The sequence below is a fragment of the Alcanivorax sp. HI0083 genome, from assembly GCF_001635175.1.
This window is the reverse complement of sequence record NZ_LWFX01001302.1, coordinates 1-2,165: the sequence shown is the minus strand read 5'-3', so window position 1 is coordinate 2,165 and position 2,165 is coordinate 1. Positions and strand designations below refer to the sequence as shown.

Annotated in this window: 2 protein-coding genes; one reads left to right on the top strand and one right to left on the bottom strand. The window is 56.2% G+C overall.

From position 1 onward, the window contains the following. A partial coding sequence (locus A3754_RS19400) for a protein-disulfide reductase DsbD N-terminal domain-containing protein (RefSeq protein WP_197468731.1) occupies positions 1-600 on the bottom strand: 600 nt, incomplete at its 3' end. A gap of 507 nt (positions 601-1,107) precedes the next feature. Here A3754_RS19400 and A3754_RS19395 point away from each other — a divergent pair. After that, positions 1,108-2,115 carry a DUF2333 family protein gene (locus A3754_RS19395; protein WP_063521012.1) on the top strand — a complete coding sequence of 336 codons (1,008 nt, stop codon included), beginning with the start codon at positions 1,108-1,110 and terminating at the stop codon, positions 2,113-2,115. Positions 2,116-2,165 lie beyond the last annotated feature (50 nt).

Here is a 2,165-nt window from a genome sequence, read left to right as displayed (position 1 = left end):
GATCAGGCCAAGGGGCTGGTCTTTCATCCACTGATTGAAGGCGTTGGCATCTTCGGACTGCAGCGTGTCGAGGAAGCCTGGGCCAGCGCTGGAGTCAGACGCCGCTGCTGGCGGAGCGGCCACCGGCTTTTTTGTCGGTTGGGGGTTGGCGAACTCGATGATTTTTTTGGTGGGCGGGTAGCACAGGGTGTCTTCAATGCAGCCCTGGTAGCGCACTTCCAGTTCCGTATCCACCAGCGGCACGCTATTGAGGGGAAGTGCCAGATCCAGGCGGTGGAAGTACACCTGGACGTCGCCGAAGATTTCGTCGGTTTTGGCTTTGCCGGCGGGGAGCGTCAGTTCAGCAAAATCGTTGATCACATTGCCGTTGGTGTCGCGCAGTGTGAATCCAAAGCGGTGCTGATAAAGATACACCTCGTCGATCAGCTCGAAATTCAGCAGCAGTTGCTGGTTATCCCAGTCCGCATCGGCCACCAACTGGATGGCTTCATCCACGGTAGGCAGGCGCTCTTCTTCGCCGAACAGGTTGTTGGCACTGGCCCAGGACAGTGGGGCCAGTAAAACGATGGCGACCAGGAAACGCTGCCAGCACTGCTTCATTCGATACTCCTCTCCGGTGCCGTATGCGCCAGATTGCGTGACGCTTGGATGTAAAAACAGGCACTTAGTTTCATTCGGTAACTTTAAGGCTATGTTAACCGGCGCGGGATCAGCGCTGGTGTGGAGCGCTTTTTGCCTGTCACTTTCAGGGTGAATCGCTGGCTCGAAAGCGCTGCCCTCTGGCAACGGAGCTACTGCGATCCTGTTCGCTGGCGCAGTTTAACCAAAAAGCCCATGGCTGTAGACCAGCAGTGGCGTCACTGATGTGGATAGAGTTTGCGTGTTTGCCGGGCAGGGCCAAGGGGGCGGGGTATCAATGGCAGGATTGAGAGCGTGGATGGCGTGGCGGTTGTGGATTGTAGGTGGTGTTTTGTCGCTCTATGGTGGAACCTTGCCAATATGAGGGACAGTCGCGAACCCGCCCGGAAGGTAATTGCCTGCAGCTTGAGCGGGTGGTGGGCTATAGTGGTGAGCGGAGTTGCGGCTTGAAGGATCCTGGGAGTGGTCATGAGTAACGATAAGTTTAGTGAAAAGATGGGGGACGCCATGCTGGACCCTCGTAATAATCGAATCTGGAAAGGTTTGTTCTGGTTGCTTGGTTTGCTGTTGTTGGTTGAGGTGCTGCTGGGCTGGTACTGGAGCCAGGAGCCCGAGTTGCGTGAGGTAACGGCGAAAGAGGATGCCGTGCGGGGGGAAACTACCGCGCGGGAACTGATTTTTGTTGCCGATACCCTGCTGTCCAAGCCCGGTGGTTACCTCAGTAATGATGTGCTTCCGCACCGTCTGTGGCTGGATAACATGCCTGCCTGGGAATATGGCGTATTGGTGCAGGTGCGCGATTTCAGCCGGGTATTACGCCGGGACATGAGCCGCTCCCAATCGCAAAGCCAGGAAGATAAAGACCTGGCTATTGCCGAACCGCAGTTCAATTTCGATGCGCAAAGCTGGGCCATGCCGGCCACGGAAAGCGAATACCGCCGGGGCATCAAGGCATTGCAGCGTTATGTGGATCGGCTGACGGATGCCAATGAGAACGACGGCAAGTTCTACGCCCGGGCCGATAACCTGAACTATTGGCTGAACGAGGTGCAGAACCGGTTGGGATCCCTGAGCCTGAAGCTGAGCCAAAGCGTTGGGCGCAGCCAGCTGAACGTAGACAAGGATGGCACCATTGTGGCGGCCAAGCCGGAGAGCGACGAAGACTTCGTCAAAACCCCCTGGCTGAAAATTGATGATGCCTTCTACGAAGCCCGTGGTGCCACCTGGGCCCTGACCCAGCTGATGCGTGCTGCTGAGGTGGATTTTGCGGATGTGCTTCGCAAGAAGAACGCCACCATCAGTTTCCGGCAGATGGTTCGTGAGCTTGAAGCGACCCAGGAAACGGTGTGGAGCCCCTTGATTCTGAACGGCGACGGTTTTGGTATGCTGGCAAACCATTCCCTGGTCATGGCCAATTATGTGTCACGGGCCAATGCCGCGCTGATTGACTTGCGGAAATTGCTGCAGGAAGGGTGATAAAGGCAATTAATAGTTAACAGTGAATAATTAATAGCTGCGCGCCTAGC

Coding starts and splice junctions, on each gene's coding strand:
- A3754_RS19395 (WP_063521012.1), top strand. CDS start 1,108: ATGAGTAACGATAAGTTTAGTGAAAAGATGGGGGACGCCATGCTGGAC.